This is a genomic window from Pseudomonas sp. RIT288, from assembly GCF_000631985.1.
In the GTDB taxonomy this organism is placed as follows: domain Bacteria; phylum Pseudomonadota; class Gammaproteobacteria; order Pseudomonadales; family Pseudomonadaceae; genus Aquipseudomonas.
The window spans coordinates 95,006-120,626 of the sequence record NZ_JFYN01000008.1 but is presented as its reverse complement, the minus strand read 5'-3'; the positions used below and the strand labels follow the sequence as shown (position 1 = coordinate 120,626).

The 25,621-nt window shown below is 60.9% G+C and carries 21 protein-coding genes; 8 read left to right on the top strand and 13 right to left on the bottom strand.

Translation table 11 applies throughout. From position 1 onward, the window contains the following. The first annotated feature begins 3 nt into the window (after positions 1 to 3). From BW33_RS09615 to BW33_RS09590, 6 genes are all read left to right on the top strand, one after another. The gene (locus tag BW33_RS09615; protein ID WP_047598579.1) at positions 4 to 666 is read left to right on the top strand and encodes an amino acid ABC transporter permease; all 663 of its coding nucleotides are present in this window, start codon (positions 4 to 6) and stop codon (positions 664 to 666) included. Continuing rightward, entirely contained in the window at positions 663 to 1,460 is a 798-nt protein-coding gene (locus tag BW33_RS09610) for an amino acid ABC transporter ATP-binding protein (protein WP_047598578.1), read from the top strand. The genes BW33_RS09615 and BW33_RS09610 overlap by 4 nt, the downstream gene beginning before the upstream one ends. Before the next feature lie 29 nt (positions 1,461 to 1,489). Then, a complete protein-coding gene (locus BW33_RS09605; protein WP_007912330.1) occupies positions 1,490 to 1,879 on the top strand; it encodes a RidA family protein in 390 nt (129 codons plus the stop codon). A 130-nt stretch (positions 1,880 to 2,009) separates the two neighbouring features. Beyond that, entirely contained in the window at positions 2,010 to 2,774 is a 765-nt protein-coding gene (locus tag BW33_RS09600) for an IclR family transcriptional regulator (RefSeq protein WP_047598577.1), read from the top strand. 43 nt (positions 2,775 to 2,817) lie between these two features. Then, positions 2,818 to 4,032, top strand: a complete 1,215-nt coding sequence (locus tag BW33_RS09595; protein WP_047598576.1) for an amino acid deaminase — start codon at positions 2,818 to 2,820, stop codon at positions 4,030 to 4,032. A gap of 131 nt (positions 4,033 to 4,163) precedes the next feature. Then, the gene (locus BW33_RS09590; protein ID WP_047598575.1) at positions 4,164 to 5,099 is read left to right on the top strand and encodes a sugar kinase; all 936 of its coding nucleotides are present in this window, start codon (positions 4,164 to 4,166) and stop codon (positions 5,097 to 5,099) included. Between the two features lie 109 nt (positions 5,100 to 5,208). Here the strand turns inward: BW33_RS09590 and BW33_RS09585 are convergent, their stop codons facing one another. Both BW33_RS09585 and BW33_RS09580 read right to left on the bottom strand, forming a co-directional pair. Then, complete coding sequence (locus tag BW33_RS09585) at positions 5,209 to 5,484, bottom strand: peptidylprolyl isomerase (RefSeq protein WP_003225447.1); 276 nt, start codon at positions 5,482 to 5,484, stop codon at positions 5,209 to 5,211. Between the two features lie 39 nt (positions 5,485 to 5,523). Next, on the bottom strand, positions 5,524 to 8,073 hold the full coding sequence (locus tag BW33_RS09580; protein WP_047598574.1) for a PAS domain-containing hybrid sensor histidine kinase/response regulator: 2,550 nt from the start codon (positions 8,071 to 8,073) through the stop codon (positions 5,524 to 5,526). Positions 8,074 to 8,206: 133 nt separating this feature from the next. Between BW33_RS09580 and BW33_RS09575 the strand changes: the two genes are divergently transcribed. Further along, on the top strand, positions 8,207 to 9,319 hold the full coding sequence (locus BW33_RS09575) for a PilT/PilU family type 4a pilus ATPase (RefSeq protein ID WP_047598573.1): 1,113 nt from the start codon (positions 8,207 to 8,209) through the stop codon (positions 9,317 to 9,319). A gap of 112 nt (positions 9,320 to 9,431) precedes the next feature. Here BW33_RS09575 and BW33_RS09570 read toward each other — a convergent pair whose 3' ends face one another. The 10 genes from BW33_RS09570 to BW33_RS09525 all read right to left on the bottom strand — a co-directional run bounded on the left by BW33_RS09570 (position 9,432) and on the right by BW33_RS09525 (position 22,458). Further along, entirely contained in the window at positions 9,432 to 11,387 is a 1,956-nt protein-coding gene (locus BW33_RS09570; RefSeq protein ID WP_047598572.1) for an acetoacetate--CoA ligase, read from the bottom strand. Between the two features lie 139 nt (positions 11,388 to 11,526). Then, on the bottom strand, positions 11,527 to 12,300 hold the full coding sequence (hbdH, locus tag BW33_RS09565) for a 3-hydroxybutyrate dehydrogenase (RefSeq protein WP_047598571.1): 774 nt from the start codon (positions 12,298 to 12,300) through the stop codon (positions 11,527 to 11,529). 7 nt (positions 12,301 to 12,307) lie between these two features. Then, the gene (locus BW33_RS09560; RefSeq protein ID WP_047598569.1) at positions 12,308 to 13,699 is read right to left on the bottom strand and encodes a GntP family permease; all 1,392 of its coding nucleotides are present in this window, start codon (positions 13,697 to 13,699) and stop codon (positions 12,308 to 12,310) included. Between the two features lie 283 nt (positions 13,700 to 13,982). Next, on the bottom strand, positions 13,983 to 15,398 hold the full coding sequence (locus tag BW33_RS09555; protein ID WP_047598568.1) for a sigma-54 interaction domain-containing protein: 1,416 nt from the start codon (positions 15,396 to 15,398) through the stop codon (positions 13,983 to 13,985). 141 nt (positions 15,399 to 15,539) lie between these two features. Further along, positions 15,540 to 17,114: an ABC transporter ATP-binding protein gene (locus BW33_RS09550; RefSeq protein WP_047598567.1), complete on the bottom strand. Its 1,575-nt coding sequence runs from the start codon at positions 17,112 to 17,114 to the stop codon at positions 15,540 to 15,542. Between the two features lie 9 nt (positions 17,115 to 17,123). Continuing rightward, positions 17,124 to 18,146: an ABC transporter permease gene (locus BW33_RS09545; RefSeq protein WP_047598566.1), complete on the bottom strand. Its 1,023-nt coding sequence runs from the start codon at positions 18,144 to 18,146 to the stop codon at positions 17,124 to 17,126. Continuing rightward, a complete protein-coding gene (locus tag BW33_RS09540) occupies positions 18,146 to 19,207 on the bottom strand; it encodes a microcin C ABC transporter permease YejB (RefSeq protein WP_027612667.1) in 1,062 nt (353 codons plus the stop codon). Before BW33_RS09540 ends, BW33_RS09545 begins: the two co-directional genes overlap by 1 nt. Further along, positions 19,207 to 21,075: an extracellular solute-binding protein gene (locus tag BW33_RS09535; RefSeq protein WP_047598564.1), complete on the bottom strand. Its 1,869-nt coding sequence runs from the start codon at positions 21,073 to 21,075 to the stop codon at positions 19,207 to 19,209. The genes BW33_RS09540 and BW33_RS09535 overlap by 1 nt, the downstream gene beginning before the upstream one ends. A gap of 135 nt (positions 21,076 to 21,210) precedes the next feature. After that, entirely contained in the window at positions 21,211 to 21,492 is a 282-nt protein-coding gene (locus BW33_RS09530) for a peptidylprolyl isomerase (RefSeq protein ID WP_039758565.1), read from the bottom strand. Positions 21,493 to 21,588: 96 nt separating this feature from the next. After that, positions 21,589 to 22,458, bottom strand: coding sequence for an esterase/lipase family protein (locus BW33_RS09525; RefSeq protein WP_047598562.1), 870 nt, complete (start codon positions 22,456 to 22,458; stop codon positions 21,589 to 21,591). 337 nt (positions 22,459 to 22,795) lie between these two features. Here BW33_RS09525 and BW33_RS09520 point away from each other — a divergent pair, with 337 nt between their 5' ends. Continuing rightward, on the top strand, positions 22,796 to 23,974 hold the full coding sequence (locus tag BW33_RS09520; RefSeq protein WP_177327473.1) for a hypothetical protein: 1,179 nt from the start codon (positions 22,796 to 22,798) through the stop codon (positions 23,972 to 23,974). Positions 23,975 to 24,039: 65 nt separating this feature from the next. Here BW33_RS09520 and BW33_RS09515 read toward each other — a convergent pair whose 3' ends face one another. After that, the gene (locus BW33_RS09515) at positions 24,040 to 25,104 is read right to left on the bottom strand and encodes a 3-deoxy-7-phosphoheptulonate synthase (RefSeq protein ID WP_047598561.1); all 1,065 of its coding nucleotides are present in this window, start codon (positions 25,102 to 25,104) and stop codon (positions 24,040 to 24,042) included. Between the last annotated feature and the right edge of the window lie 517 nt (positions 25,105 to 25,621).

Genomic DNA, 25,621 nt, shown 5'->3' with positions numbered 1-25,621 from the left:
GCCATGTACGAATCTTCCAGTTGGTTGCATGAATTGTGGGTGGCGCGCGAGACGTTGCTGCAAGGTTTCCTGACCAGTGTCCAGGTATCGGCGCTGGCGATTCTGTTCGGCACGCTGCTCGGCGTCGTCACCGGGCTGGTGCTGACTTACGGCAAGTTCTGGATGCGCGCGCCGTTCCGCTTTTATGTCGACATTATTCGCGGCACGCCGGTGTTTGTATTGGTGCTGGCCTGCTTCTATATGGCGCCTGCGCTGGGCTGGCAGATCAGCGCGTTTCAGGCTGGTGCGCTGGGCCTGACGCTGTTTTGCGGCTCGCACGTCGCCGAGATTGTGCGCGGTGCCTTGCAGGCATTGCCGCGCGGGCAGATGGAAGCGAGCAAGGCGATCGGCCTGACGTTTTATCAATCACTCGGTTACGTGCTGTTGCCCCAGGCGTTGCGGCAAATCCTGCCGACCTGGGTCAACTCGTCCACCGAAATCGTCAAGGCTTCGACCTTGCTCTCGGTGATCGGCGTTGCCGAATTGCTGCTCAGCACCCAACAGATCATCGCCCGAACCTTCATGACCCTGGAGTTTTACCTGTTCGCCGGTTTTCTGTTCTTCGTCATCAACTACGGCATCGAATTACTCGGCCGGCACATTGAAAAACGGGTGGCCCTGCCATGACTCAAGCTCAAGTTTCCAACGTTCAGCACGGTCAGCCGCTGCTGGACATCCGTGGCCTGCACAAGCAGTACGGCGCAGTCGAAGTGCTCAAGGGCGTCGACCTGAGCATGCAGCGCGGCAACGTCGTGACGCTGATCGGCTCCAGCGGTTCGGGCAAGACCACCTTGCTGCGCTGCGTGAACATGCTCGAAGAGTTTCAGGGCGGGCAGATCCTGCTCGACGGCGAGTCCATCGGCTATGACGAGGTCGGCGGTAAACGTGTGCGTCACGCCGAAAAAGTCATCGCCCGCCATCGCGCGATGACCGGCATGGCCTTCCAGCAATTCAACCTGTTCCCGCATCTGACCGCCTTGCAGAACGTCACCCTCGGTCTGCTCAAGGTAAAGAAAATGCACAAGGACGAAGCCGTGGTGCTGGCCGAGAAATGGCTGGAGCGGGTCGGCCTGCTGGAGCGGCGCAATCACTTTCCCGGGCAGTTGTCCGGCGGGCAGCAACAGCGTGTGGCGATTGCCCGGGCGATTGCGATGAACCCCAGCCTGATGCTGTTCGACGAAGTCACTTCGGCCCTCGACCCGGAACTGGTCGGCGAGGTGTTGAGCGTGATCAAGGGCCTGGCCGAAGACGGCATGACCATGTTGCTGGTGACCCACGAAATGCGTTTTGCCTTCGAGGTTTCGGACAAGATCGTTTTCATGAATCAGGGGCGTATCGAAGAACAGGGGCCTCCCAAGGAACTGTTCGAACGCCCGCAATCGCCGCGTCTGGCTGAGTTTCTCAAGAGCACGCGGTTCTAATTTTTGCTTTGTAATCAGGAGAAGTACCCATGAGCATTACTCGATACGGCACCGGCAGCACGGCCGCTGGCGGTCAGCCACGTCCTTTCGCGCGCGCCGTTGAAGCGGATGGCTGGCTGCACGTGTCCGGCCAGGTGCCGGCGGTGGATGGCGAGATCATCGTTGGCGGCATCGTCGAACAGACCCACCAGACCATGAAGAACCTGATCGCGATTCTCGAAGAGGCCGGTTATGGTCTGGAGGATGTGGTGCGTGCCGGGGTATGGCTGGACGACCCGCGGGATTTCAGCAGTTTCAACAAGGTTTTCGGTGAGTACTTCAAGCCTGAGCACGCTCCGGCACGGGCCTGTGTGCAGGCGAGCATGATGGTCGATTGCAAGGTCGAGATCGATTGCATCGCCTACAAGAAAAAAGCCTGATTCTCGCTGGCTCTTGTAGGAGCTGCCGAAGGCTGCGATCTTTTGGCAATTTCAGATACGCCACAACGCTGAGATCAAAAGATCGCAGTCTGCGGCAGCTCCTGCACAGGAATTTTGAGTGAGTACTGACATGACCGAAGACACCATCAAACGCCGGGCCCGCGGTCTGGACCGGGCGTTCGATATCCTCGATTTCCTCAAGGAGATCGGCCAGCCGCTGCGTCCGAACGACATCGCCAACGGTATCGGCAGCCCGAAATCCACGGTCTACGAACTGGTGGCGTCGCTGCTGGAACGACGGATTCTGGAGCCGGTGGGCAAGGACGGTCACGTCTATCTCGGGCGTCAGTTGTATTTCCTCGGGCAGGCGCACTTGCGCCATTTCGACCTCAGTCGCGAGGCCGATCACGCCTTGCAGGAAATCGTCAGCCAGACCCGGGAAACCGCGCAGATGTGTCTGCTCAACGGGCGCAAATACACGGTGGCGCTGATGAAGGAGGGCGAGCGGCATTTCCGCATTTCGTCCGACATCGGCGAAAACGCGCCGATCCCGTGGACCGCGTCCGGACGCCTGCTGCTGGCGCACCTGAGTGATCAACAAATCATCGACCTGATCGACGAAGACGACTACATCCTGCCCGACGGCGAGCGCCTGCCGCTGGAGCGCTTTCTGGCGGAGATCCGCCAGGCCGGCATCGACGGTTTCTTCTCGTTCGACAGCGTGGCCGACACCTTCACCCATTGCTTTGCCGCTCCGGTGAAAGACCCCGGCGGCGTGGCCATCTGCACCTTGTGCATCGTCGCCCCACGGGCCGACGCGAAGAACAATTATGACGACTATCGCCGGGTGTTGATCGAGAGCGCCAACAGCCTCGCCCGGCGCATCAACGAATAACGGCGGCTGCCTGCGGCCGCGACTGAATGCGAGGAGTTTGACCATGACGACTGCCATCAATACCGCTGTGGAAAAGGGCGATGCTGCCATTGGCGCACACCTTGTGCGTGACGTCAGCCTGCCGGCGCTGGTGCTGCACCGCGAGGCGCTGGAGCACAACATTCGCTGGATGCAGAAATTCGTCAGCGACAGCGGCGCCGAGCTCGCGCCCCACGGCAAGACCAGCATGACCCCGGCGCTGTTCCAGCGTCAGCTCGATGCCGGGGCGTGGGGCATCACCCTTGCCAGCGCCACCCAGACCCGCGCCGCGTATGCCCACGGCGTGCGCCGGGTGTTGATGGCCAACCAACTGGTCGGCACGCCGAACATGGCACTGATTGCCGATCTGCTGGCCGATGCCGATTTCGATTTCTACTGCATGGTCGATCACCCGGACAACGTCGCCGATCTCGGTGCCTACTTCGCCTCGCGCGGCGTGAAGTTGAACGTGATGATCGAGTACGGCGTGGTCGGTGGCCGCTGCGGTTGCCGCAGCGAGCAGGAAGTCATCGCGCTGGCCCAGACGATCAACGCGCAACCGGCGCTGGCCCTGACCGGTATCGAGGGTTACGAAGGGGTGATCCACGGCGATCACGCGGTCAGCGGCATTCGTGAGTTTGCCGCGTCGCTGGTGCGCCTGGCGGTGCAGTTGCAGGACAGCGGCGCGTTTGCCATTGCCAAGCCGATCATCACCGCATCGGGTTCGGCGTGGTACGACCTGATCGCCGAGTCGTTCGAAGCGCAGAGCGCGAGCGGACGCTTCCTCAGCGTGCTGCGTCCAGGCAGTTATGTCGCCCACGACCATGGCATCTACAAGGAAGCGCAGTGCTGCGTGCTGGATCGTCGCAGCGATCTGCACGAAGGCCTGCGTCCGGCGCTGGAAGTCTGGGCCCACGTGCAGTCACTGCCGGAGCCGGGTTTTGCGGTGATCGCCCTCGGCAAGCGCGACGTGGCGTTCGATGCCGGCCTGCCGGTGCCGTTACTGCGCTACAAGGCCGGTGTGTTGCCGGCGGAGGGCGACGATGTCGGCGCGTGCAAGGTGACGGCGGTGATGGACCAGCATGCGTTCATGAGCGTGGCGCCTGGGGTTGAGTTGCGGGTGGGCGACATCATTTCCTTTGGTACTTCGCACCCGTGCCTGACCTTCGACAAATGGCGGGTGGGTTTGCTGGTGGATGAGGAGTTGATGGTGGTCGAGAGCATGGAGACCTGTTTCTAGGGCTTGAGACCGAGTCGCGGCCATTCGCGAGCAGGCTCGCTCCCACAGGGGAACGCCTTCCAAATTGTGGGAGTGAGCCTGCTCGCGAAGGCGCCAGTCCAGACACCAACGATCAACCAGAGACACACCCGATGACCAGCCTCAGCCCCCTAGGCCCGAACACCCCACGCATCGCCCTGATCGGCGAATGCATGATCGAACTCCAGCACCGCGCCGATGGCAGCCTGCAGCAAAGCTTCGGCGGCGATACCTTGAACACCGCGGTGTACCTGTCCCGCGCGCTCGGCGACAAGGCCCGGGTCGATTACGTCACCGCGCTCGGCGACGACAGCTTCAGCGACGCCATGTGCCAGAGCTGGGCCGATGAAGGCATTGGCCTGGATCTCGTGCAGCGTCTGCCCGGTCGTTTGCCGGGCCTGTACTGCATCCAGACCGACGCCAACGGTGAACGGCGGTTCCTCTACTGGCGCAATGAAGCGGCGGTGCGCGATTGTTTTACCACCCCAGCGGCCGAGCCGATTCTGGCGGCGCTACCGGACTACGACGTGTTGTATTTCAGCGGCATCACCCTCGCGGTGCTGGGGGCCAAGGGCCGCGAACGCTTGATCCAGACCCTGATCGAAGCCCGCCAGCGCGATGCGCGGATCGTCTTCGACAACAACTATCGACCACGCCTCTGGGCCTCACCGGAAGAGGCGCGGGCGGCGTATCGCAGCGTGCTGCCGCATGTCGATCTGGCGTTGCTGACCGTGGATGACGAACAGGCGCTGTTCCATTTTGCCGATTGCGACGCAGTGTTCGAGGCGTACGCGCAGATCGGCACGCCAGAAGTGGTGCTCAAGCGCGGCGCCGAGGCGTGTCTGATTCGTTGTGATGGCGAGGCGTTCGAAGTGCCTGCGCAGCAGGTCGAGAAGGTGGTGGATACGACGGCGGCGGGGGATTCGTTCAGTGCGGCGTATCTGGCCAGGCGTTTGCTGGGGGGCAGTCCGGTCGAGGCGGCGCAGGCGGGGCATTGGCTGGCGAGTCGGGTCATCCAGTTCCCGGGGGCGTTGATCCCTAAGGGCTGACGACTATCCCTGTAGGAGCTGCCGCAGGCTGCGATCTTTTGATTTTGCTTTTTCAAGATCAAAAGATCGCAGCCTTCGGCAGCTCCTACAGCGAAACAGTGGAAACAGGTCAATCGCGGAAAAACACCTGCACCAGGTGATAGCCGAACTTGCTCTTGATCGGCCCATGTACCGTACGCAGCGGCTTCTTGAAGATCACCGCATCAATCGCGCCGACCATCTGCCCCGGCCGCACTTCACCCAGATCACCGCCGCGCTTGCCGGACGGGCAGGTCGAGTATTTCTTCGCCAGCACATCGAACGCTTCGCCCTTGGCAATGCGTTGTTTGAGCTGTTCGGCCTCTTCGGCGGTTTTCACCAGAATATGGCGGGCTTGGGCTTTCATCGTGCGATACCTGTAACGGGGTGACGGCGGGGCGCGGGATTATGCCTCAAGTGACGGCGTTTGGTTGATCATCTCGCGGATCTTGTTGGCCAGCACTTCAATCGAAAACGGCTTGGCCACCATGTCCATGCCATCCTCCAGAAAGCCCTGACGCTCGGCGGCTTTCTGCGCGTAACCGGTCATGAACAGCACTTTCAGGCCCGGACGATGCTGGCGGGCAATTTCCGCCAGTTGCCGGCCGTTCATCCCCGGCAGGCCGACATCGGTCACCAGCAGATCCACACGCAGCTCCGATTCCAGCAGCGGCAGGGCGGCGCTGGCGTCGGCGGCTTCGTGGGCGAGGTAACCCAGCTCCTTGAGCAGATCGAGCACCAGCATGCGCACCGCCGGGTCATCCTCAACCACCACCACGGTTTCCCCGCAAGTGGCCGTCGGCGCGGCACTGAGGGTTTCGACGACCGGCCGTTCGGGCTCCAGCAGGTTCAGGCGCGGCAGATACAAGCGCACACAGGTGCCCTGATTCGGCAGGCTGTCGAGGCTGACATGGCCGCCCGACTGCTGGGCGAAGCCATAAATCATCGACAGCCCCAGCCCGGTGCCCTGGCCGATCGGTTTGGTGGTGAAGAATGGATCGAACGCCTTGGCGCGCACCGATGGCGTCATGCCGGTGCCGTTATCGCTGACCGCGAGCATCAGGTAGTCGCCGGCCTTGACCGGTTCGAGGGTGGTGATGTCGTTGCCGTCGAGGTAGACGTTGGCGGTCTCGATCAGCAGCTCGCCGCCTTCGGGCATGGCGTCGCGGGCGTTGATCACCAGGTTGAGCAGGGCATTTTCCAGTTGGCTGACGTCGGTACTGATCGGCCAGACATTGTCGGCCAGGCGCAGCGTGAGTTCGATCGGGTCGCCCTTGGTGCGGCGGATCAAATCCTCCAGCGAATGAATCAGCTCGTTGACGTTGAGAGTCTTGCGGTCCAGCGACTGCCGACGCGAGAACGCCAGCAAGCGATGGGTCAGCGCGGCCGCTCGGTTGGCCGACGACACCGCCGCTTCGGTGAAACGGCCGATTTCATCGGCACGGCCGTCGGCGATGTAGCGTTGCATCAGATCGAGGCTGCCGATGATTCCGGTGAGCATGTTGTTGAAGTCGTGGGCGATACCGCCGGTGAGCTGGCCGACCGCTTCCATCTTCTGCGCATGGCGCAACGCGTCTTCGGCGCGCTCGCGTTCGAACATCTCGTTCTGCAGACGTTGATTGGCCTGGGCCAGTTGTTCGGTACGGGCGCTGACCCGTTCCTCCAGGGTTTCATTGAGATTGCGCAGCGCTTCTTCGGTCTTCTTCCGTTCGGATTCGTCGATCACGAAAATATAGAAGCCATTGACTGAGCCGTCGGCACCGTGGCGCGGCAGGTAATTCATCAGCGCATGCCGGCTGCTGCCGTCGCGATGCGGGGTGTACAGGCTGAACGAGCAGGGCCGCCCGGCCAGCGCCTCGGCAATATAGGGCGCGCGCAGAAAGTAGGCTTCTTCGCCAATCACTTCGCGAATGGTGCGGCCATACAGTTCCTGTGGCGTCAGGCCGTACCAGTCCAGATACGCGGCGTTGTTCAGGCGGAAGCGCTCTTCGTGGTCGACGTAACTGATGAGGATCGGCATTGCATTGATGATCAGCTGCAATTCCGTCTGGCTCTGACGCAGCGCCTGCTCGGTGTGCTTGCGCTCGGTCAGGTCCAGCGCGGCGCCGAGGAAGCGCACCGGTCGCCCGTGGTGATCCTTGTAACAGCGGCCCCGGGCAAACACCCAGCGCAGTTCGCCGTCGGCTTTCAGCAGGCGATATTCCTCGGCGTATTCGGTGCCGTGGGTGATGCAGTGCTTGATGCTGCGGGCGATCAGCGCGCGGTCTTCGGGGTGCACGCCTTGCAGGTAGTCGCTGATCGGCAACTGGCCGGCCTGTGCCGGATCGATGCCGTGCAATTGCGCGAAATGGGCGTCGGCGATGAAGCGGTCTTCGCCGATGTCCCAGTCCCAGGTGCCGACCGCATCGGTGGCGGCCAGCGCCAGTTGCAGGCGTTCTTCGGTATCGCGCTGGGCTTTGAGGCTTTCTTCGGAACGGCGTTGCAATTCGAGGGCGATGCGTCGGCGTTCGTTGGTTTCGATGGCCGTTACCAGAATCCCCGCCACCTGCGTGTTTTCATCACGGATGGGGCTGTAGGTCAGGTCCAGCCAGAAGTCGGACTCTATGCCTTCGCGTTGCAGGGTAAATCGCCGTTCGCTGTAGGTTCGCACCTGGCCTTGTAGGACGGCTCGATAAATCGGGTCGGTAAAGTCCTGAAGTTCTGGCCATATAAGGTGCGCCGGCTGTCCGAAAGCGTGCGGATGCTTGCTCCCGGCGAGCATCGCAAAGCCATTGTTGTAGATCTGCGTGAGCTGCGGCCCCCACAACAGCAGCATCGGCATCGGCGAGTGAATTACGATGTCCACCGCGGTGCGCAGGCTTTGTGGCCAGGTGCCGGCAGCGCCCAGCGGAGTGCGACTCCAGTCGGTACGGGCGATCAGGGCTTGGGCGTCATCGGGGGAGGGTGTTGCGTTCATCACATGTATCCTGAGCGTCGGTCAGTGCGTTGGCATCTACTATTCTTGCACTTGCGGTAGACGCTGTATGACCCGTTACGTCACGACAGCGGGTCATTTCTATTCATTGAATGCTTCGCGGGTGCTTTTTGCCATGGAAATCGATGCACTGTTGCTCCGTCTGTCGAGCCAGCACGGCTCTGACCTGTTCCTGTCCACGGGAGCGCCACCCAGTGCGCGCATCGATGGCGTGCTGACGCCGTTCAGCGAGCGGCCGTTCAAGCCCGGTGAAGTCGAGGCCATCGCCAACACCTTGATGGACGCCGAGCAGCGGCGCGAGTTCGATCGGGATCTGGAAATGAACCTGGCGATTTCCCGTACGGGCATCGGGCGTTTTCGGGTGAACGTCTTCAAACAACGCAATGACGTATCGATCGTGATCCGCAACGTCAAACTCGATATCCCGCGCTTCGAAGACCTCAAACTGCCGCCGGTGCTGCTGGAAACAGTGATGCTCAAACAGGGTCTGATCCTGTTCGTTGGCGCCACCGACTCCGGTAAATCCACCTCGCTGGCCGCGCTGATCGATCACCGCAATCGCCATAGCAGCGGGCACATCATCACCATCGAAGACCCGGTGGAGTATATCCATCGACACCAGCGCTCGATCATCAATCAACGCGAAGTCGGCGTCGATACCCGCAGTTTCCATGCGGCGCTGAAAAACACCCTGCGCCAGGCTCCTGACGTGGTGCTGATCGGCGAGATCCGTGACCGCGAAACCATGGAACATGCGCTGACGTTCGCCGACACCGGGCACCTGGTGCTGTCGACGTTGCATGCACACAACGCCAATCAGGCGCTGGACCGTATCGTCAATCTGTTCCCCGAAGAGCGCCGCCCGCAGTTGCTGCATGCGCTGGGCAACAATCTCAAGGCGTTCGTCTCGCAACGGCTGGTGCGCACTGTGGACGGTCAGCGCCGGGCGGCGGTCGAAGTGATGCTCGGCACCCCGACCATCGCCGACCTGATCCGGCGCAACGAGTTGGGCGAACTCAAAGGCATCATGGAGAAGTCCGGCGAGGTCGGCATGCAGACCTTCGACGCGGCGCTTTACGGGCTGGTGGTGGAGGGCGTGATCAGTGAAGACGAAGCGCTCAAACATGCCGATTCGCAGAACAATCTGCGCCTGCGTTTGAAGCTGCACGCCGAGGCGGGGCCGGCGCCCGCACCCACAACATCAGGCGATTGGGGCCTGATGGACTGAACACCGGTTCCCTGTAGGAGCCAGCCTGCTGGCGATAGCGGAGTGTCATCCATGCAAATATCAACAGATGCGCCGCCATCGCCAGCAGGCTGGCTCCTACAGGGGATCAAGGTTAATCCGACAGTTCCGGGCGATTGCGGAACTGCTCCAATGTCTTAGGATTGGCCAACGCATCGGTATTTTTCACTGGCTCGCCATGCACCACATTGCGCACCGCGAGTTCCACCACCTTGCCGCTGATGGTGCGCGGAATATCGGTCACAGCGACGATCTTCGCCGGCACGTGGCGCGGCGTGGTGTTGGCGCGGATCACTTGGCGGATCTGCTGTTGCAGGGCGTCATCCAGCGTCACGCCATCCTGCAGACGGACAAACAGCACCACCCGCACATCGCCCTGCCATTGCTGCCCGATCGCCACGCTGTCCAGCACCTGCGGGACTTTCTCGACCTGACGATAGATTTCTGCCGTGCCAATACGCACGCCGCCGGGGTTGAGCACGGCGTCGGAGCGGCCGTGGATCAGCATCCCGCCGTGGGGCAATTGCTCGGCATAGTCGCCCTGGGCCCAGACACCGGGGAACAGGCTGAAATAGGATTTGCGCAGCTTTTCGCCGTCAGCGTCGTGCCACAGACCGACGGGCATGGCAGGGAAGTGCCGGGTGCAGACCAGTTCGCCTTTTTCGCCGATCACGGCAACGCCGGCGTCGTTCCACACTTCAACCGCCATGCCCAGACTCTTGCCCATGATCTCGCCTCGGCGCACGGGCGACATCGGGTTGCCATTGACGAAGCACGACACCACATCGGTGCCGCCGGACATCGACGCCAGGCACACATCGCGCTTGAAGTCGCGGTAGACGAAGTCAAAGCTCTGCGGCGACAGCGCGGAACCGGTGCAGAGCAAGGTCTTCAGGCTACTCAGATCATGGCTGTGCGCAGGCTTCAAACCGCTGCTTTCCAGTGTCGCGAGAAACTTGGGGCTGGTGCCGAAGACGCTGATGCGCTCGTCGTCGATCAGATCCAGCAGTCGCTCATGGCCGGGGTGAAACGGCGAGCCGTCATACAGCACCACCGCGCTGCCGACCGTGAGGGCCGAGACCAGCCAGTTCCACATCATCCAGCCGCAGGTGGTGTAGTAGAACAACCGATCACCGGGGCCGAGATCGACGTGCAGTCCGTGCTCCTTGGCATGCTGCAGCAGCACGCCGCCGGTGCTGTGCACGATGCATTTCGGCACGCCGGTGGTGCCGCTGGAATACAACACGTACAACGGGTGATTGAACGGCACCGGGACAAAACGCGGTTCGCCGCCGGGTTGGTAGAAATCGTCCCACAACGTCACGTTGGCGTGGGTTTGGTAATCCTCGGCACGAGCCTGCGCACGAGCGTAGGGCACTATGATCAACTGCTGCAGCGATGGCAGTTGCGCGAGGATTTCGTTGACCTTGGTGGTCTGGTCGATGTCTTTGCCGGCGTAACGGTAACCGGCGCAGGTGATCAACACTTTGGGTTCGATCTGGCCGAAACGGTCGATCACGCCGTGGGTGCCGAAGTCCGGCGACGAGCACGACCAGATCGCGCCGAGGCTGGTGGTCGCGAGCATCGCCACCAGGGTCTGCCAGGTGTTGGGCATGCACGCGGCCACGCGGTCGCCGAGGCCGACACCGGCGGCTTGCAGGCTGGCCTGAAAACCGGCGACGTGCTCGGCCAGTTCGGCCCAGGTCAGCTGTTCGCGCTGACCGTTTTCCGCCACGGCGATCACTGCAACAGCATCGTCACGACGGCGCAGCAGGTGTTCGGCAAAATTCAGGGTAGCGCCGGGAAACCATTCGGCACTGGGCATTTGCGCGCCTTCTCGCAGGACGGCGTCGGGCTGGGTGTGAAAGCGGATATCGAAGAAGTCGACGATCGCCTGCCAGAACGCTTCGCGCTGATCCACGCTCCAGCGGTGCAGGTCGGTGTAGCTGCTCAGCGCCAGGCCATGACGCTGATTGATATCGCGGCGGAACTGATCCATCCGCGATTGGGCGATACGCTCGGCATCGGGTTGCCAGAGGAGGTCGGACATTGGTTTGCCTCTTGTTGTGTTGTTCATGACACATCACTTGTAGGAGTGAGCCTGCTCGCGATAGCGGAATTGCATTCAACATTGATGTTGGCTGATACACCGCTTTCGCGAGCAGGCTCGCTCCCACAAGGGCGCAGCATTATTGCGCCAACCAGCCCCCATCAATATTCCACGCCGCCCCGCGCACCTGGTTGCCAGCCTCGCTGCACAAAAACAACACCAATTCCCCCAGATGCTGCGGCGTGACGAACTCCAGTGACGGCTGCTTCTCCGCCAGCAAATCATGCTGCGCCTGCTGCGGATCGACGCCTTTGGCGGCGCGATCATCGATCTGTTTCTGCACCAGCGGCGTCAATACCCAGCCCGGGCAGATCGCGTTGCAAGTGACATTGCTGGTAGCCGTTTCCAGGCCAACCACTTTGGTCAAGCCGATCACCCCATGCTTGGCCGCGACATACGCGGCTTTACCGGTCGATCCCACCTGACCATGCACCGAGGCAATATTGACGATTCGTCCCCAACCCTTGGCGCGCATGCCCGGCAGGCTCAGGCGGGTGCTGTGGAACACCGATGATAGGTTGATCGCGATGATCGAGTCCCAGCGCTCCACCGGAAACTCCTCCACGGCCGCCACATGCTGAATCCCGGCGTTGTTGACCAGAATGTCGACGCCACCGAATTCGCGTTCGGCGTAAGCGATCATCTCGGCAATCTGCGCCGGATCGCTGACGTCCGCCGGATGATGACCGACCTTGCCGCCGAACTGGCCGACTTCGGCGATCACCCTCGAGGCATCACCGAAACCGTTGAGAATCAGATTGGCGCCGGCCTTGGCCAGGCTCAGGGCGATGCCCAGACCGATGCCGCTGGTGGAACCGGTAACCAGTGCGGTCTTGCCCGAAAGAGTCGTCATGAATACCTCACACAATGCCAGTGGCGTAGAAAGTGCCGATCACTACAAAGACCGCCAGGGTCTTGATCAGCGTAATACAGAAAATGTCTTTATAGGCTTCGCGGTGGGTCAGGCCGGTCACTGCCAGCAGGGTGATTACCGCGCCATTGTGCGGCAGCGTGTCCATGCCGCCGCTGGCCATCGCTGCCACGCGGTGCAGCACTTCCAGCGGAATGTTTGCCGCGTGCGCCGCCGCGATGAACTGCTCGGACATCGCCGCCAGCGCGATGCTCATGCCGCCCGACGCCGAGCCGGTGATACCCGCCAGCAGGGTCACGGTGATCGCTTCGTTGACCAGCGGATTGGGGATTTGCTTGAGCCAGTCGGCCAGCACCAGAAAGCCCGGCAACGAAGCGATTACCGCACCGAAACCGTATTCCGAGGCGGTGTTCATCGCCGCCAGCAGTGCGCCGCTGACCGCGCTTTTGCTGCCTTCGGCGAGTTTGCTGCGAATCGCCTTGAAGCCGAACACCAGCACCATCAGGATGCCGATCAGCAATGCCGCCTGCACCGCCCAGATCGCCGTGAGCTTGGCGATTTCCGTGGTCACCGGCGTGGCCATTCCCGGCAATGAAAGGGTGTGGGTCTTGCCGTACCACTGCGGAATCCACTGGGTGAACAGCAGGTTCATGATGCCCACCGCCAGCAGCGGCGACAGGGCGAGCCATGGGTTCGGTAGTTTCAGGTCTTCGGCCGTTTCCGGCTCGTTACGCAACTCGGTGCCATAACCTTCGCCGGCGCGCTGGGCCTTGTTGCGTTGGCGCTGCAGGAACAGCATGCCGGCGCAGAACACGAAAATCGTGCCGATCACCCCCAGCCACGGCGCCGCCCACGCGGTGGTGTTGAAGAAGGTGCTGGGGATGATGTTTTGAATCTGCGGCGTGCCGGGCAGGGCGTCCATGGTGAACGAGAACGCACCAAGGGCGATGGTCGCCGGGATCAGGCGCTTGGGGATATTGCTCTGGCGGAACATCTCGGCGGCAAACGGATACACCGCAAACACCACCACGAACAACGACACGCCGCCGTAGGTGAGCAGGGCGCAGACCAGCACGATCACCAGCATCGCCTGACGGGTGCCGAGCAAGCGAATCGCTGCGGCCACGATCGAACGGGAGAACCCCGACAATTCGATCAACTTGCCGAACACGGCGCCGAGCAGGAACACCGGAAAATACAGTTTGATGAAACCGACCATTTTCTCCATGAACACCCCGGTGAAAGCAGGGGCGACGGCAGAGGGGTCAGTGAGCAGGACAGCGCCGAGGGCGGCAATCGGGGCGAAGAGGATGACGCTGTAGCCACGGTAGGCGGCGAGCATCAGCAGCGCGAGGGCTGCCAAGGCAATGATCACACTCATGGAGTGTCTCCAGGGATTGTTATTTTTGTGGGTGTTGCTAGGTAGGAGGTAGCGATAGCGAGATGCGTGCCAGTTTTGTAACGCATTGAAAATTAAGGGGTTTATTGGTATTTGCAGTCAGCTGTTCGATGGACTGTCTCGATAGAGAGACTTCTTTGGGGCGAAAAGATCGCAGCCTTCGGCAGCTACTGCATGGAATTTCCAGATCAACCCTGTAGGAGCTGCCGAAGGCTGCGATCTTTTGCTCTTGACATTAAAATCTCGTTAGCAAGACAGCGTCTCATTATTGAGACTCGGCGATGCCCAAGACCAACATCTTCTTGTACAACGTCGACCGCCCCAACCCCAGACGAGCCGCCGCCTTCGGCACATTGCCCGCACATTGCGCGAGAGCAGATTCGATCAGCTGCCGGTCAAACCGCTGACGCGCCTGGGCGAAAGTCTCGTTCGTCAACGGTTCCAGTGTCGACACCGACGGGCGCTCAACCGGGGTAAAGGTGCCGATGGCCGCGCGAATATCCTCTTCGGTAAGGATCAGGTCATCGCTGAGCAGCGCCGCGCGTTCCAGCACGTTGCGCAACTCACGGATGTTGCCCGGCCACGCATGTTGTCCAAGCAATTCCAGCGCTGCGCGACTCAGCTCATGCTGGCTGCGCAACTCTTCAAGGATTGCTTCGCTGAGCGCCGGCAGATCGTCGAGACGTTCGCGCAGCGGCGGCACCTGGATCGGCAGCACGTTGAGACGGTAATACAGATCGGCGCGGAACTCACCGCGCTTGATCGCGGCCTGCAGATCAGTCGAAGTCGCGGCGATCACTCGCACATCGCTCTGGATCACGTCGTTGGAGCCGACCGGTTCGAACTCCTTTTCCTGCAGCACCCGCAGCAGTTTGCTTTGCAGCGGCAACGGCATGTCGCCGATCTCATCGAGAAACAGCGTGCCGCCCTGAGCAATCTGCAACTTGCCGGTGCGGCCCTTGCGGTCGGCGCCGGTAAACGCACCGGGGGCAGTACCGAAGAATTCGGCTTCCAGCAGCGCTTCGGGAATTGCCGCGCTGTTGATGCTGACGAACGCCTTGTGCGCCCGTGGCGAGGCGCTGTGAATCGCCTGGGCTAGCAACTCCTTGCCGGTGCCGGTTTCGCCGAGCAGCAACACGGGAGATTCGGCGCTCGCACTGCGGCGGGCGCGGCGTTTGACTTCGAGGCTGGCGCTGCTGGTGCCGATGAAATGGGCGAAGTTGTATTTGGTCTGCCGGGCTCGCAGCAGCGAGCGGGTCGAGGCCAGCTCTTCCTGCATGCTCAGGTAGCGCTTGAGCATCGGCGACAGGCTGCGCAATTCATCGAACAGGGCAAACCCGATGGCGCCGATCACCGCGCCGGCATCGTCGTGGATCGGCAGGCGCATCACCACCAGCGGCTCTTTCGGCGTGTCCTGCATGTCCAGCAGGATCGGCCGGCCGGTGCGCACCACTTCACGCAGCAGGCTGCCGGGAATCACGCTTTCGCAAGGTTTGCCGATGGCTTTTTTCGCCGACTCCAGCCCAAAACGCCGGGCATAGCGCTCGTTCATCCAGACGATGTTTGCATCACGATCGACAATCACCGTGCCCTCGCTGGACTGCTCGATAATCTCGAACAGCGAGCGGATCGCCAGCGTGCGAACGCGTTGGTAGTCCTTGAGGCTTTCGGTGGTGTTCATCTGACAGATCCTGAATATCTTTCGGCTTTGGCGACGCCATCGCGAGCAGGCTCACTCCTACAATGGAACGCATTTCAAATGTAGGAGTGAGCCTGCTCGCGATAGATGCTACTCGGTATCAAGGCATGCGCCAGATTATGCCTACCCCGGATGCGCCGCCGCCAACAGCTCTTTGGTGTAAGGATGCTGCGGCGAGTCGAACACTTCATGGCTGGCACCGCGCTCAACCACTTTGCCGTCCTTGATCACGATCATGTCATGCGCCAGCGCCCGCACCACCGCCAGGTCGTGGCTGATGAACAGGTAGGTCAGGCCATGTCTTTCCTGAAGGTCGCGGAGCAGGGCGACCACTTGTTTCTGCACGGTACGGTCGAGGGCCGACGTCGGTTCGTCGAGCAGGATCAGCGCCGGTTTCAGCACCAGTGCCCGGGCGATGGCGATGCGCTGGCGCTGGCCGCCGGAAAATTCGTGCGGGTAGCGATGACGGCTTTGCGGGTCGAGACCGACTTCCTTGAGCACGCGGATCACCTGTGCATCGCACTCTTCGGCGCTGGACTGGCAATGCACCTCCAGCCCTTCGCTGATGATCTGCGCCACCGACATCCGTGGACTGAGGCTGCCGAACGGGTCCTGAAACACCACCTGCATTTGCCGACGCCACGGTCGCAATTGCTTCTGATCAAGGCCGTCGAGGGCGGTGCCCTGGAAACGGATACTGCCCTCGGAGTCGAGCAACCGCAGAATCGCCTGGCCCAGGGTCGACTTGCCCGAACCGGACTCACCGACAATGCCCAGGGTTTTGCCGCGCTGGATATTCAGGCTGATGCCGTCCACCGCGCGCAAATATTCTTTGCGCTGGAACAGCCCGCCGCCGACGACGAACTCGACCCGCAGATCATCCACCTCCAGCACGTTCTCGCGTTCGTCCCGGGGCAGGGCTTCGCCTTCCGGCTCGGCGTTGAGCAGCACGCAGCTGTAAGGGTGTTTCGGTTCGGTAAAGAGGATTTCGCACGGGGCTTGCTCGACGATTTCGCCAGCCTTCATCACGCACACCCGTTGCGCAATGCTGCGCACCAGATTGAGGTCGTGACTGATCAGCAGCAGCGACATGCCCAAGCGTTGTTGCAAGGATTTGAGCAGCAGCAGGATCTTGCGCTGCACCGTCACATCCAGTGCCGTGGTCGGCTCGTCAGCGATCAGCAGTTCCGGCTCGCAAGCCAGCGCCATGGCAATCATCACCCGTTGCCGCTGGCCGCCGGACAGTTGATGCGGATAGGCCTTGAGGCGCTCTTTGGGCTTCTGGATGCCCACCAGTTCCAGCAGTTCAAGAATGCGCTGCTGCGCCGCTTTACCGCCCAGGCCGCGATGCACGAGAAGCGTCTCGCCGATCTGTTTTTCAATGGTGTGCAGCGGATTGAGCGAGGTCATCGGTTCCTGGAAGATCATCGCGATCCGGTTGCCGCGCAGTTCACGCAGCACCTTCGGATCGGTACCGATCAGCTCCTGACCGCGATAGCGAATGCTGCCACTGGTTTGCGCATCGCCTTCGGGGAGCAACTGCAGGATCGAATGCGCGGTCACCGATTTGCCCGAGCCCGACTCGCCGACCAGCGCCAGGCACTCGCCGGGGCGGATGTCCAGGCACAGGTTGCGCACTGCCGGCTGGCCATGGAAGGCGACGTTCAGGTCACGGATTTCGATCAGGTTATCAGTCATGGTCACACTTCAGGATCGAGGGTCGAACGCGTCACGTAACGCTTCGCCGATGAACACCAGTAAAGAAAGAATCAGCGCCAGGGTGAAGAACGCCGTCAGCCCGAGCCACGGCGCTTGCAGGTTCTGCTTGCCCTGACCAATCAGTTCGCCCAGCGAAGCGCTGCCGGCGGGCATGCCGAAACCGAGGAAGTCGAGAGCGGTGAGGGTGGAAATCGCGCCGGTCAGAATGAACGGCAGGTAACTCAGCGTCGCGTTCATCGCATTCGGCAGGATGTGGCGGAAAATCACCTTGCGGTCGCTCAGGCCCAAAGCGCGCGCCGCTTTGACGTATTCCAGATTACGCCCGCGCAGGAACTCGGCGCGCACCACATCCACCAGTGCCAGCCATGAAAACAGCGCCATGATCCCCAGCAGCCACCAGAAATTCGGCTCGACGAAACCGGACAGGATGATCAGCAGGTACAGCACCGGCAATCCGCTCCAGACCTCCAGCAAACGCTGCCCGAGCAGATCGACCCAACCGCCGTAATAGCCTTGCAGGGCGCCGGCGGCAATGCCGATCAGCGCGCTGACGGCGGTCAGCATCAGAGCAAACAGGATCGATACCCGGGCACCGAAAATCACCCGCGCCAACACATCACGCGCCTGATCGTCAGTGCCGAGCCAGTTGACCTTGGAGGGCGGGCTCGGTGCTGGCTGATTGAGGTCGTAATTGGGTGTGTCGTCGCTGAACGGGATTGGCGGGAACAGCAGCCAGCCACCGTCCTTGCGGATCAGATTCTGCACATAGTCACTGCGGTAATCGGCCTGGAATGGCAGTTGCCCGCCAAACTCCTGCTCGGTGTAGCGCTTGAAGACCGGGAAGTAGAGTTGGTTCTGATAGCTGACCATCAGCGGTTTGTCATTGGCGATGAGTTCACCGCCCAGCGTCACCACGAACAGTCCGATAAACAGCCACAGCGACCACCAGCCACGGCGGTTTTTCTTGAATCGCGCAAAACGGCGACGGCCCAGAGGCGAGAGCTTGAACATCAGGCATTCCTCGCGGCGAAGTCGATACGGGGGTCGACCAGGGTGTAGCACAAGTCGCCGATCAGTTTTATCAGGAGGCCGAAGAGGGTGAAGATGAACAGCGAGCCGAACACCACCGGATAGTCCCGGGAAACCGCCGCTTCGTAACTCATGCGGCCGAGGCCGTCGAGAGAGAAGATCACTTCGATCAGCAGCGAACCGGCAAAGAACACACTGATGAACGCCTGCGGAATCCCCGAGACCACCAGCAGCATCGCGTTGCGGAACACATGACCATAAAGCACGCGGCGTTCGCTCAGGCCTTTGGCGCGAGCGGTGACCACGTACTGGCGGGTGATTTCATTGAGGAACGAGTTCTTGGTGAGGATCGTCAACGTGGCGAAGCCGCCGATCACCAGGGCCGTCACCGGCAACACCAGGTGCCAGAAGTAATCGGCAATCTTGCCCAGGGTCGACAGCGATTCGAAGTTGTCCGAGACCAGTCCGCGCACCGGAAACCAGTTCAATGACGTGCCACCGGCAAACACCACGATCAGAAACATCGCAAACAGAAACGCCGGCATCGCATAGCCGATGATGATCGCGGTGCTGCTCCAGATGTCGAAATGGCTGCCGTGATGCACGGCCTTGCGGATGCCCAGCGGGATCGACACCAGATAGGTGATCAGCGTCGCCCATAAGCCCAGGGAAATGGTCACCGGCATTTTTTCCAGAATCAGATCGGTGACCGTCGCGCCGCGGAAAAAGCTTTTGCCGAAGTCCAGCTGCGCGTAGTTCTTGAGCATCAGCCACAGGCGTTCATGCGCCGGTTTGTCGAAACCGTATTGCTTTTCGATGTCCTTGATCAGTTGCGGATCGAGGCCACGGCTGGCACGCGAAGTGTTGCTCATGGTCTCGCTGGAACTGCCGCCGACACTCGCTCCGCCGATCCCTTGCAGGTGGGCGATAGCCTGTTCGACCGGGCCGCCGGGTGCCGCCTGGATGATCACGAAATTGACCAGCAGGATAATCACCAGCGTCGGAATGATCAGCAGCAGGCGCCGCAGAATGTATGCCCACATCAGTGCGGTCCTCCGGGTCTGCCACGCCCGATTTTTTCGGCGGTCATCTGCTGGTTGGTCAATGGCGTGCTGCTGATTTCCCACCAGCTCTCGATGGCTTCGTCATTGCTGGCCTGGATCGCCGGCATGCCGAAACGGTTCCACCAGACGGTGGAGGTGCCCGGCGGGTAATAGTTGGGAATCCAGTAGTAGTTCCATTGCAACACCCGATCCAGCGCGTGTGCGTAGTGCAGCATGTCGCTCTGGGTCGAGGCGCGGATCAGGCCATTGATCAATGTGTCGACTGCCGGATTTTTCAGCACCATGTAGTTGTTGGCGCCGGGGTCGTTGGCCGAAATCGAACCGAAGTAGTTGAGCAACTCGCCACCCGGAGACGTGCTGACCGGGTAGCCGGTGACGATCATGTCGTAGTCGCGGCTCATCAGGCGATTGACGTATTGCGAAGAGTCGATGCGGCGGATATTCAGGTCGATGCCGATCTGTTTCAGCGTGCGTTTGTAAGGCAGGAGCAGGCGATCCATACCGTTCTGGCTGACCAGAAAGGTGAAACTCAACGGTTCGCCCTCGGCATTGACCAGTTGGTCGCCCTCGGGTTTCCAGCCAGCCTGTTCGAGCAGTTGCAGGGCTTGCAGTTGCTTGTCGCGGATCAGTCCGCTGCCATCGGTTTTCGGCGCCTCGAAAACCTGAGTGAAGACCTCGCCGGGAACCTGCCCGCGCAACGGCTCGAGGATTTTCAGTTCGGCGGCATCCGGCAACTCGCGGGCGGCCAGTGCGGTATTGGAGAAATAGCTCTGCTGGCGGATGTACATGTTGCGCATCATCTGCCGGTTGCTCCACTCGAAATCCCAGAGCATCGCCAGCGCCTGGCGCACCCGACGATCCTGAAACATCGGTTTCTGCAGATTGAACACGAAACCCTGAGCCGATTGCGGCGCCTCGGTGGCCAGGTGGGCTTTCTGCAAACGACCGTCACTCAGCGCAGGGCTGTCGTAACCGATCGAATAGCCGGTGGCGGAAAACTCGCGGTTGTAGTCATAGGCACCGCCGCGCAACACCTGGCGTGCGACATCGGTGTCGCCGAAATACTCGATGCTGAAGTGATCGAAGTTGTACAGGCCGCGACTGACCGGCAGATCCTTGCCCCACCAGTCGGGGTTGCGCTCAAAGGTGATGCTGCGCCCGGAGTCGACCTTGCCGACCCGATATGGGCCACTGCCCAGTGGTGGTTCATAGCCACCACCGCCGGCGAAGTCGCGGGTTTTCCACCAGTGCTCGGGGAATACCGGCAGGGTGGCGATGTCCAGCGGCAAGGTGCGGTTCTCGTTGCTCTTGAAATCGAATCGGACGGTCAGCGGCGCTTCCACTTCCACGCCTTTGACGTCGGCGAACTGCGTTCGATAGCGCAGGCTGCCCTGGGTCATCAACAGGTCATAGGTGTAGCGCACGTCCTCGGCAGTGATCGGCTTGCCGTCGGCGAAACGCGCCTTGGGATTTATGAAGAAGCGCAGCGACAGGCCATCCTCCGAGCGCTCCATCTTTTGCGCCACCAGGCCGTAGACGGTGTAAGGCTCGTCCATCGAACGCTGGGCCAGCGGCGAGTACAGCATGCCGTCGATCTGGGTGACGCCGATGCCTTTGTCTATATAAGGCAGGATGTGATCGAAATGCCCGATTTCTATCGCCGAACGGCGCATGGTGCCCCCCTTGGGCGCCTGCGGATTGGTGTAGTCGAAGTGGCTGAAGCCGGCCGGGTATTTGGCAGGTTCGCCATAGACGGTCAACGCATGTTGCGGGGTGGCGTTCACACCAGCGGCACCCAACAGCAGGGCCACGGCAGTGAACAGCAAAGTCGGGAAAGCCAGTCGCATTGTCAGCCTTAAAGCCGGGTGATCGATAAGCGCAATTTGTACGCGAGCGGCGCGTCAGTCGCCAGCCGTATCCTGTAACCAAAACACAACGGCCCACCAAAAGGCGGGCCGTTGCACAGCAGACCGGACGCGGGATCAGTCCTGGCGGCTGGTGACTTCGAGCAGGTGATAACCGAACTGGGTCTTCACCGGGCCTTGCACGACGTTGATCGGCGCGCTGAATACCACGGTATCGAATTCCTTGACCATCTGGCCTGGACCGAACGAACCCAGATCACCGCCCTGACGGCTGGATGGGCAGCTGGAGTTGGCCTTGGCGACTTCGGCGAAATCAGCACCGCCTTCGATCTGGGCCTTGAGTTCGTTGCACTTGTCTTCGCTGGAAACCAGGATGTGGCGGGCAGTGGCTTTAGCCATGGGGAAATTCTCCAATCTATTTCAGTAAAGTGTGGAGCCTACCGGATTCAGTAAGCGATTTCTCGGCAAAGTTCCACTCGGTACATTGACGTATACCTACAGTTGCGCGGCCTTCAGGCGGATTGCGTGCTCAACATAGAGTCCGATGGAATCAATACCGGGTTTACGCAAGCCGTCTGGTCGACGCAGGCTGGCGAGGTGATTGAGGGGATAGTCGGAGCGGATGACCCGGCCCAGATGTGAGCTGTAGCGGCCGACGAAACCATCGTTCTGCCCGGTCTCGATGACAAAATGGCCCGCCAATGCCCGGCAGACGGCATGTACCGGATCGAGTGTCTGTAGCAAATCGTCTTGCAGCGTGCCGCTCCAGGAGTAGTAATGAACGCCGTTGACCCGCTCCGCACCCTGACCGCCCCAGGTCGCGGGCAGGCCTTGCGGGTACTTTCTGTTGAATTGGCCGACGCCTGTGGTCGTCAGAGCGTTGAGTGCCGCGACGGCTTTCTGTGGCAGGGCATGTTGACCACTGAGCAGCGACAGGAGATCCGCGAATCGGCTTGCCAGTTGTTCCGCCACCTGCTCCGGCAGACTCCCTGGAATCAATGCGCGGCGCAATGCGTCAGCGAGTTCCGAGCCGTGGTTGGGGCCGCTGACCGAGGTGACCGAAGCGATTTTTTCCGGCGCCAGCGCAGCGGCGTAACGACAGGCCAACGCGCCCTGGCTATGTCCGATCAGGTTGACCTTGCCGGCACCTGTTCCTTGCAGAACGCGTTCGATCTGCGACATCAATTGCTGGCCGCGTACTTCGTTGTCATGTGCCGCAGACAGCTGCGGCACAAACACTTGTCCGCCTGCCTCTCTCAGCGCTTGCTTGACATCATGAAAAAGCTCGAAACGGCCAATACGGTCAAACCCGAACAGGCCATGGACCAAAAGGATGGGGTAGCGGGTTGTCGCATTCCGTTGCATGTTCCTGCCTCTTTTGCTGATGCTTGTCAGTGGTTGGTGCGTGCCACTGTAAAACAGGCCTGCGGGTTGGCGATGTCTGAAAAATCCTCGGAGTGAAGGGGAATCTGGACTAAAAATGGTGCGAATTTTCGTTTCTGCTTGAGGGGCTAGTCGGAACATTTGGCAATCTTTTGCCGCGTATCGACAGATTTGCTGCCGTCTGCCTACGTCATGCGGTGTGTTTACCTCGGGGTTGCGGGGCTTCGGGCTGACTTCGCCCATTCACTGGATGATGTTCAATGGAATTCGTTCGACGCTGCCTCGACGGTGGCGTTCTATCCAAGGAATGGAGCTGCGAATGTCTATCTATGAAGTCACTAGCGAGTCTTGTGCAATGCCGGCAGCAAATACCTTCCCCTTGTCGGTTGCCACCGAAGGGGCTGGCCATCTGCGCTTGAAGGTGGACGGTGAGAATCTCGAATTCAGCTATCGGCCGATACCTGCACTGGCGTCATCGCCAGCCCTGTACCTGTCTGCCCCGGTGATCGAAGTGCTGGAGGGCGGGATGCTTGATCCTTCTCTGAGCAACGCATTCGTCAGGATTGCGCCTTATACGAACATGCTATGCGGCGACAAACTGGTGCTGAGCTGGCAAGGGCTCGACGACGAAGGATTGGCTTATAGCCATGAAGCCACTCGCTCGGTAAGCGAAGGTCAGGTGGGCGCGGAAATCGTTTTTGTCATAAAAGGTCAGCACGTTGCGGCGCTGGAGCGTGGCTCACTGGAGGTTTACTGGACGCTGCACAGCGTTGCACTGTCCCAACCGGTGTCATCCCGTCGCCTGCAACTGGATGTGGGCGATCCCGAGCCTGGGCTGCTTGCGCCAATCATTGAAGAAACAGTCGGTGGAACGCTCGATCCATCCCGTGTTCCGCAGGGGACAAGTGTCATCGTCCGGCCCTATGCCCGGATGGCCGCCGGTGACCGCATCAGCCTGTCCTGGCAGGGCGCCGAGGGGACGCCGGAGTTCAATGATGTGTTGATCGTAGAACCGTTTGCCGTTGGCCAAGCGCTGTCTTTCTGGATAACCGCCGATTGCATCTCGGCTCATTCCACACAAGAGGTGAACGTCAGTTACCGGGTCGAATCAGCAGCGGCGCAGGTGAGGAACTCTGTGAACTCACGAGTTTTGATCGCACCGTTGATTCGAGGAGATCTTGCGGCGCCACAGGTGCTGGAAGCGCAAGACGGTGAGCTGGAGGCAGCAGACACCGTGGACGGGGTTACCGTGGTGATCGGCGATGCCCAGGCCGAGGAAGGAGAGTTGGTGTACCTGAAATGCGATGGCGAGTACTTCAGTCATCGCGATGACCGGGACATCACTCGGGAAAACGCCGGGCAACCCCTGGTATTCATCGTGCCGTACCGCTTCTGGCGCGAGCATCGGGAAACCGTAGTGCAGGTATCGTATTCGGTGGAGCGACTGGATGATGCCAGTCAGGCTTCCGGTATTGCCCGCATTCGGGTGCGGGCGTAACCCTGGATTGGCGATGGTTCGACCTTTGCGGGTTTTGATTCGACCCGCAAAGGTGGTTCTGACCGTCAGGTTCTAAGCCGTATGGCTGCGTTCGACAACAACTGCTCCGTTGCGCTGAACCCCAGGCAACCATCGGTGACCGATACGCCATAGCGCAGGGCAGGGCTCAAAGGCTGACAGCCCTCGAACAGATGGGATTCAATCATCATGCCGATCAAGGCGCGATCACCTTGCAGGCGTTGTTCGAGTACCTCGTTGAACACATCAGGCTGGCGCAGTGGATCCTTGCCGCTGTTCGCGTGGCTGCAGTCGACCATGATGCGGCTCGGAATCTTCAGGCGGTTAAGGTCGGCATGTATCCGGGCGACGCTTTCGCGATCGTAGTTCGGGCCTTGATGACCGCCGCGCAGTACCAGGTGAGTGTCGGGGTTGCCCGGTGTCTGAATGATCGCCGGGTGCCCTTGGCTGTCGACGCCGAAGTGTCGATGCGGGTGGGCTGCCGAACGCATGGCATCGACAGCCACGGTTACGCCACCGTCGGTGCCATTCTTGAAGCCAACGGGCATGCTCAGGCCGCTGGCCATTTCCCGATGGATCTGTGACTCGGTGGTGCGGGCACCGATGGCAACCCAGCTGAGCAGGTCGTCGAAGTAGCCGGCAGCCATTGGTTGCAGCAGTTCGGTAGCGATGGGCAGTCCCAGGCGGATCATCTCAAGCATCAATTCACGCGACAGGGTCAGGCCGGTGGCCATGTCATCGCTGCCATCGAGGTGCGGGTCGTACGCCAGGCCTTTCCAGCCGACGGTGGTGCGTGGTTTTTCGATGTAGGCGCGCATCACCAGCAGCATCTCGTCGCTGACTTCATGGGCCAGGCGGGAAAGTTTTTCGGCGTATTCGAGTGCGGAGCGCGGATCATGAATCGAGCAAGGGCCGACGACGACCAGCAGGCGATGGTCTTCGCCATTGAGAATCGCGCGGACCGCCTGGCGGTGGGCTGCGACTTGCTGGGCGAGGGCATTGCTCAGGGGCAATTGCTGTTTGAGCTGCAACGAGCTGGGCAGACGCAGGGTCAGTGCTTCGTTGGCAGAGTTCAGGGTGGTCAGTGGCAAAGCAGAAACAGACGAGTTCATATTCGGGATTCCTGGGCTGGCGGCGGGTGCTTCCCGCTCACTCGGCCCTACTGGGGTGTTCGACAATTGGCCGTATTGGCTGCGTGTGTGTGCTTGCCACCTATGGGTGACCGATCGGAGGCGGCAGGCTGTCCCGAGCGGAGGCTGCTAAATCGCCAGGCGGTAAAAGTGTCGTAACGGTAATAAGTGGCGTAGTTCATGTGGTGATTCCTCAAAGTGTCTGGTGAGTTGCTGAAAAATTTCGGGCCTGAAAAAACAAAACCCCCGGTCGGGAGGCCGACCGGGGGTTGAGAATTCTCTGGTAGGCGACCCGTTTTCATGGGCGCCGTTTGGGTATCAGGCGCGCCAGTGGCTAAACCAATACCCAAAATAAAAGCTCGCTGGAGCGCAAACGTCATTCGCCCGGACAGCCGCAACCGAGCGCAGAGCGCTGTCGGAACGAAGCTGTGAGAGGGCGTTGAACATGGTTTGTCTCCGATGAATGCGCCGAGCTTACTAGAGGCCCGTACGCCTGAGC

Bases quoted from the DNA above. Each gene is read 5' to 3' on its own strand.
- BW33_RS09525 (WP_047598562.1), bottom strand. From the start codon at position 22,458: ATGCAACGGAATGCGACAACCCGCTACCCCATCCTTTTGGTCCATGGC.
- BW33_RS09535 (WP_047598564.1), bottom strand. From the start codon at position 21,075: ATGCGACTGGCTTTCCCGACTTTGCTGTTCACTGCCGTGGCCCTGCTG.
- BW33_RS09520 (WP_177327473.1), top strand. From the start codon at position 22,796: ATGTCTATCTATGAAGTCACTAGCGAGTCTTGTGCAATGCCGGCAGCA.
- BW33_RS09515 (WP_047598561.1), bottom strand. From the start codon at position 25,104: ATGAACTCGTCTGTTTCTGCTTTGCCACTGACCACCCTGAACTCTGCC.
- BW33_RS09580 (WP_047598574.1), bottom strand. From the start codon at position 8,073: ATGAACGCAACACCCTCCCCCGATGACGCCCAAGCCCTGATCGCCCGT.
- BW33_RS09540 (WP_027612667.1), bottom strand. From the start codon at position 19,207: ATGTGGGCATACATTCTGCGGCGCCTGCTGCTGATCATTCCGACGCTG.
- BW33_RS09595 (WP_047598576.1), top strand. From the start codon at position 2,818: ATGACGACTGCCATCAATACCGCTGTGGAAAAGGGCGATGCTGCCATT.
- BW33_RS09590 (WP_047598575.1), top strand. From the start codon at position 4,164: ATGACCAGCCTCAGCCCCCTAGGCCCGAACACCCCACGCATCGCCCTG.
- BW33_RS09545 (WP_047598566.1), bottom strand. From the start codon at position 18,146: ATGTTCAAGCTCTCGCCTCTGGGCCGTCGCCGTTTTGCGCGATTCAAG.
- BW33_RS09550 (WP_047598567.1), bottom strand. From the start codon at position 17,114: ATGACTGATAACCTGATCGAAATCCGTGACCTGAACGTCGCCTTCCAT.
- BW33_RS09530 (WP_039758565.1), bottom strand. From the start codon at position 21,492: ATGGCTAAAGCCACTGCCCGCCACATCCTGGTTTCCAGCGAAGACAAG.
- BW33_RS09585 (WP_003225447.1), bottom strand. From the start codon at position 5,484: ATGAAAGCCCAAGCCCGCCATATTCTGGTGAAAACCGCCGAAGAGGCC.
- BW33_RS09615 (WP_047598579.1), top strand. From the start codon at position 4: ATGTACGAATCTTCCAGTTGGTTGCATGAATTGTGGGTGGCGCGCGAG.
- BW33_RS09610 (WP_047598578.1), top strand. From the start codon at position 663: ATGACTCAAGCTCAAGTTTCCAACGTTCAGCACGGTCAGCCGCTGCTG.
- hbdH (WP_047598571.1), bottom strand. From the start codon at position 12,300: ATGACGACTCTTTCGGGCAAGACCGCACTGGTTACCGGTTCCACCAGC.
- BW33_RS09560 (WP_047598569.1), bottom strand. From the start codon at position 13,699: ATGAGTGTGATCATTGCCTTGGCAGCCCTCGCGCTGCTGATGCTCGCC.
- BW33_RS09605 (WP_007912330.1), top strand. From the start codon at position 1,490: ATGAGCATTACTCGATACGGCACCGGCAGCACGGCCGCTGGCGGTCAG.
- BW33_RS09575 (WP_047598573.1), top strand. From the start codon at position 8,207: ATGGAAATCGATGCACTGTTGCTCCGTCTGTCGAGCCAGCACGGCTCT.
- BW33_RS09600 (WP_047598577.1), top strand. From the start codon at position 2,010: ATGACCGAAGACACCATCAAACGCCGGGCCCGCGGTCTGGACCGGGCG.
- BW33_RS09555 (WP_047598568.1), bottom strand. From the start codon at position 15,398: ATGAACACCACCGAAAGCCTCAAGGACTACCAACGCGTTCGCACGCTG.
- BW33_RS09570 (WP_047598572.1), bottom strand. From the start codon at position 11,387: ATGTCCGACCTCCTCTGGCAACCCGATGCCGAGCGTATCGCCCAATCG.